The sequence below is a fragment of the Xanthomarina sp. genome (assembly GCF_035306705.1).
Classification (GTDB): domain Bacteria; phylum Bacteroidota; class Bacteroidia; order Flavobacteriales; family Flavobacteriaceae; genus Xanthomarina.
Genome location: NZ_DATGNO010000107.1, coordinates 1 through 5,576, shown reverse-complemented (window position 1 = coordinate 5,576; position 5,576 = coordinate 1). Strand labels below are relative to the sequence as shown.

Annotated in this window: 4 protein-coding genes; 1 reads left to right on the top strand and 3 read right to left on the bottom strand. The window is 34.5% G+C overall.

Features of this window, described 5'->3' with window-relative positions:
* Positions 1 to 227: 227 nt before the first annotated feature.
* Positions 228 to 626, bottom strand: a complete 399-nt coding sequence (locus VKY47_RS09340; RefSeq protein ID WP_324312264.1) for a hypothetical protein — start codon at positions 624 to 626, stop codon at positions 228 to 230.
* A gap of 68 nt (positions 627 to 694) precedes the next feature.
* Positions 695 to 1,840: a methionine aminotransferase gene (locus tag VKY47_RS09335; RefSeq protein WP_324312263.1), complete on the bottom strand. Its 1,146-nt coding sequence runs from the start codon at positions 1,838 to 1,840 to the stop codon at positions 695 to 697.
* Between the two features lie 96 nt (positions 1,841 to 1,936).
* Between VKY47_RS09335 and VKY47_RS09330 the strand changes: the two genes are divergently transcribed.
* Complete coding sequence (locus VKY47_RS09330) at positions 1,937 to 4,060, top strand: S46 family peptidase (protein WP_324312261.1); 2,124 nt, start codon at positions 1,937 to 1,939, stop codon at positions 4,058 to 4,060.
* A gap of 81 nt (positions 4,061 to 4,141) precedes the next feature.
* On the opposite strand, the gene VKY47_RS09325 is transcribed toward VKY47_RS09330, so the two are convergent.
* Positions 4,142 to 5,576: MutS-related protein (locus VKY47_RS09325; protein WP_324312259.1), on the bottom strand; the 1,435-nt coding region annotated here is incomplete at its 5' end.

The window sequence follows — 5,576 nt, the reverse complement described above, 5'->3', positions numbered from 1 at the left end:
AAATAATTTGCCACGAATTCACGAATGTTTTTTATATACTTATTTAGTATTCAGCACCTATTTATTTGTGTGCCTACCTGACGGCAAGACAGGTTCATGAAGAAAAAACATGGAAACCTATGCCTTTCCATACTATATTTTATTTGAAATCTAAATACTATTTCTTTTCAGATTTTCACAAAACAACTCTGTATAAAGAAGGTAGTTTTTAACTGCTCTTGAGCGAATTAAGCTTTTCTTAATTTTATTCCTGCCTTTTCGACATCTTTATTTAATCTCTCTAACTTTTTAAGCCATTTCTCGTCATCAATTGGCGAGAGTCTTCCTCTACTTTTAAGAGTCTCATAGGTTTTTTGATTACTTTCAAGTTTTTTGGTAGTTTTATCAAAAGTTTTTTGGGCTCGTTTTTTCTTATTTAAAGCTTTTTCAGCCTTTTTCTGACTCTTTTTAGCCTTTTTTTGTTGGTCTCGACTCTTTTTTAGCTCTTTTTTGTGTTTTTTTGTAGCACTCTTTTGCTCTATAGATTTTATTAAAGAGGGGTCGTTAGTTTCTTTAATTCCAATTTCCTGTGCATTACCATGATAAACTAGTCCCAAAAAAACTAGAGTTAAAAATATTTTTTTCATTATGATATGGGTTTGTATTTATTTACAAATAAACATTCAAAAAGTAAGCCACAAAAGACCTAAACCAATTAATTAAAACCATTTAATATGTCTGCTGCTTTCTTTAAGGTATCATCCGTTTTCGCAAAGCAAAATCGCAGCACTTTATGGTCCAATTGATGGTCGTTAAACACAGAAAGCGGAATGGATGCCAAGCCATTTTCAATGGTTAAACGTTTGGCGAAATCTACGTCGTATTCTTGAGTGATTTCCGAATAATCCAACACTTGGAAATACGTGCCTTGAGAAGGTTTAAATTTAAATTTGGACTCTTTAATCAGACCTAAAAACAAATCGCGTTTTTCCTGAAAAAAACCAGATAAATCTAAATAGGTATTTGGATTTTGCATATAATCTGCCAATCCTTTTTGCACAGGATGATTGACACTAAACACATTAAATTGATGGATTTTCCGAAATTCTTCCATCAACTCTTTTGGTGCACAACAATAACCCACTTTCCAACCCGTATTATGAAACGTTTTTCCAAAAGAAGCCGTAATAAAACTTCTAGATTTCAAATCGGGAAACAAACAAGCACTTTGATGTTTTTCGCCATCAAAAACCATGTGTTCGTACACCTCATCACTCAAAACAATTATATTGGTGTTTTTAGTTAGTTCTTGAAGTTGTAACATATCGGTTTTACTAAAAATAGTACCACTTGGATTATGTGGGGTATTAATAATTATCATTTTAGTTCGAACCGAAATTTTCTGCTTCACCTCCTTCCAATTCACCTGATAATTTGGCGCTTCCAATTGGATAGAAACAGGTTTTCCGCCATTAATCAAAATAGACGGTTCGTAGCAATCGTAAGCGGGTTTTATAATGATAACTTCATTGTCTGGTCTTATAAAAGCGGCAATAATATCGTAAATAGCTTGAGTGGCTCCTGCTGTAATGGTGATTTCAGATTCTGGATGATAAGAACTTCCATAGAGCACATCGAATTTTTCAGCAGTAGCTTCACGCAATTCCATATTTCCAGGCATAAGCGCATATTGATTGTAACCAGAATTCATTGCTTTGGAAACCAAGTCAATCAATTTTTGATCACTTTTAAAATTAGGAAACCCTTGCGATAAATTAATGGCCTCATGTTTATTTGCCAAACCACTCATAACTGTAAAAATGGTGGTTTCTATGTTTGGGAGTTTAGAAAGATGCTTCATAAACTAAAGATACAAGTTAGGGGGATAAATTTGGTTCATTTTAACATCTTTTATATCTTGGTTTTTTATCTTTGAACGATACTAAATTAACTGATTATGAAATTCTTTAAAATTCTATTACTTTTTATTACGCTTCAAGTGTCAGCCCAACAAGGTGGCATGTGGATTCCTTCGCTTTTAGAGGGTATGAACGAGCAAGAAATGGCCGATCTAGGAAGCAAACTTTCAGCCAAAGACATTTACGATGTCAACAACTCCAGTTTAAAAGATGCCATTGGGCATTTTAATGGTGGCTGTACCAGCGAAGTGATTTCGCCTAAGGGACTGATTCTTACCAACCACCATTGTGGATATAGCCAGATTCAATCGCATTCATCTTTAGAAAACGATTATTTAAAAGATGGTTTTTGGGCCATGAATTTGAAAGAAGAGTTGCCAAATCCTGGGTTATTTATTGAGTTTATTGTTAGAATTGAAGATGTAACCGCTCAAGTTTTAGATGGCGTTACAGAAGCTATGACCGAAAAGGAAAGACAATCTGCAGTTTCTAAGAATTCTAACAATATAGAAGCTGGAGTTACAAAGGAAACTTGGCAAGACACTAAAATAAAATCCTTTTACAAAGGAAATCAGTATTTCTTATTTGTAACTGAGCGTTTTAACGACATCCGTTTGGTTGGCGCACCACCATCAAGCATTGGGAAGTTTGGGAGCGATACGGATAACTGGGTGTTCCCGAGACATACTGGCGATTTTTCGTTATTTAGAATTTACGCAAACAAAGACAACCGTCCTGCAGAATATAGCGAAGACAACGTGCCATACAAACCAAAGCACTTTTTACCAATTTCTTTAGATGGCGTTGAAGAAGGTGATTTTACAATGGTTTTCGGTTTCCCTGGAACTACAGACGAGTATTTACCAGCAGTTGCTATAGAACAAACTACCCAAAAATATAACCCAAGTAATATTGCTATTCGTAGAGCTGCTTTAAAAGTTATTGATGCTAAAATGCAGGAAAGTGACGAGATTAGAATTAAATATGCCTCGAAACAAGCAGGAATTGCTAATGCTTATAAAAAATGGCAAGGTGAAAATTTAGGGATTGAAAAAAGTCATGCTATTGAAAAAAGACTTGAGTTTGAAGCCAGTTTCAAGAAAGCCTTAAAAGAAAAGAATCTGGAAGATAAATACGGAAACATTCTTCCTGAATTTGATGTGTTATATGAAAACTTTGAAGCCATCAACATCAAACGTAGAAGTTTTATTGAAGTCTTTTTAGTGACGAATGAATTGATGGAAATGACTTTTAGAGCCTATCAATTTGAACAAGCTGTTACCGACAACCCGGAAATTTTTGATAGAGCGAAAGCTTCCACCGAAAGTACTTTAACCAAAATCCATAAAAACTTTGATGTAAGTGTGGATCGAGGTGTTTTTGAAAACGTGATGCCTTTCTATACTGAAAATGTGGATGTTTCTATTTATGATAAAACAGCCTTTACGAACTTGGATTCTGCTCTAAAGCTATTTGAAGGTACTTCTGAAGAAATCATAAAGAAACTAAATAAGGATGCTGCTTATGCTTATGCAAAACCATTAATTGCTGAGTTTTACAATACTTTAAATCCAGAATTTGAAGCAAAAAACGAACCTATTACGGCATTACAAACAGAATACATGACCGCGCTTATGAAGGCTTTACCGGATGCGAGATATTTTCCGGATGCTAACGGGACACTTCGTGTTACTTATGGCCAGGTTAGAGGATATTCGCCAAGAGATGCGGTTTACTATTCGCCGGTGAGTTATTTAGATGGTGTAATTGAAAAATATATTCCTGGAGATTATGAATTTGATGTGCCTCAAAAACTCATCGATTTATACGAAGCTAAAGATTACGGACAATATGCTGATGCCAATGGAAAAGTACCTGTATGCTTTCTAGGAACTAACCACACCACTGGTGGTAACTCTGGAAGCCCAGCCATTGATGCTCATGGAAATTTAGTAGGACTGAATTTTGATAGAGTTTGGGAAGGCACTATGAGTGACATGTATTATGATCCGGAAATTTGCAGAAACATTATGGTCGATGCACGCTATATTTTATTTATTGTAGATAAATATGCTGGAGCCAAACATTTAATAGATGAAATGAAATTGGTACATCCTAAACAAAACGAAAGCAAAACAAAAAGCAAGAAGAAAAAGAAATAGTTTAAACTGAAACTTATCAGTTTATAACAAGTAGACTTTATCAGACCTTTCAGATTTTTAAAATCTGAAAGGTCTTTTTTTTTAGATAATTTCCATCTTCTTCAACAAAAAGCTCGCATTCATATTTTGGCAAATGCCATCCTTAAACTTATAATCGAAAAAGAGTTCATCGTTTACAATTTGGGCATCAAAAAAGTGATTCTTCACTTCAGTCAATTCCTTTGAAATTTCACATAAACTTAAATCGTGTGTAGCAATAATTCCTGTGGCATTGCTCGCTACCAGTTTTTCAACAAACTTGCGGGAACCAATCGCCTTATCTGTACTATTTGTGCCCTTTAAAATTTCATCCAAAATGATAAAATAAGGTTCTCTAGCAATCTCGTCGACAATAAACTTAAGACGTGTTAACTCTGAAAAGAAATACGAACTGTCGTCTGTTAAAGAATCGGTAGTACGCATGCTTGTAATTAGTTTTACAGGTGCATATTTACTCGATTTGGCGCAAACTGGCAAGCCAGCGTTTGCCATCACTATATGCAAGGAAACCGTTCTTAAAAAGGTACTTTTTCCTGCCATATTAGCGCCAGTAACAATAAAGAATTCTTGATTATGAATGTTCAAGTTGCTATCTACTCGTTTGCTTTTGTCCAATAAAGGATGTCCTAATTCTTCAGCTTCAATAACCGTAGTATTCTCTACTATTTCAGGGAATACGTATTGTGGATGGTTAAAGGCATAATTTCCTAAAGAATTGTAAGCATCAAAAAATGAAACCACTTCAAACCAATTGGAAACTGTACTTTTATATTGATGGATCCATTGCTCTATCTTATACGCATTTTTTAAGTCCAACAAGAAAAACCCGTTTCCGAAAATAGCCGATATTAAATTATTCCGATTGTCCAAAGCATCCAAGTGTTTTGAAAATTGAGAAAAAATTTCAGACGCTTTTTTATGTTCTTGTTGAATCTGTGCTTGCTTACTTTTTAGTAATTCGGAAGTAAACGTTTCATTTTCTATTTGATTTAAAAGCAAAGCATATTGTCTAAAGGTATCTCTAACCTTGTCTGTATTACTCGCTAATACATTTATTTTTTTCAAGTAAATTCCAGTAATCAACAGACCTAGAATTAACCAATAACCAATAAAAGCCAAATCGATAATTTTAGACATTCCTAGTCCAATCATAATCAATGATAGCAAAGAAAACACCAGTGGAAACCAGGACATCATTTTAGGTAAAAATGATTTTTGGGACGTTAACCATTGGATAATTTTTAATGCTGGTGTTTCTGCTTGGATTAATGTGGCTACCGCAGAAAAATATTGACGCCATTCCGGTTTGTCCGCCAATTCCTTAATGGCGTTTTGCTTTAATTCAATGTCTTGAATGTCATTGGCCGTTAAGGTCTGAGCCAATTTTTCTGCCCCTTCATTTATCGTTGTTCTATTTAAAAACTGAAAGAAAGAGCCTCTTCCAAATAAATCGATATCCAAACTGTAATAATGTTGT

Excerpts from the sequence above, each read along its gene's own strand:
- VKY47_RS09340 (WP_324312264.1), bottom strand. The coding sequence starts at position 626 with ATGAAAAAAATATTTTTAACTCTAGTTTTTTTGGGACTAGTTTATCAT.
- VKY47_RS09335 (WP_324312263.1), bottom strand. The coding sequence starts at position 1,840 with ATGAAGCATCTTTCTAAACTCCCAAACATAGAAACCACCATTTTTACA.
- VKY47_RS09330 (WP_324312261.1), top strand. The coding sequence starts at position 1,937 with ATGAAATTCTTTAAAATTCTATTACTTTTTATTACGCTTCAAGTGTCA.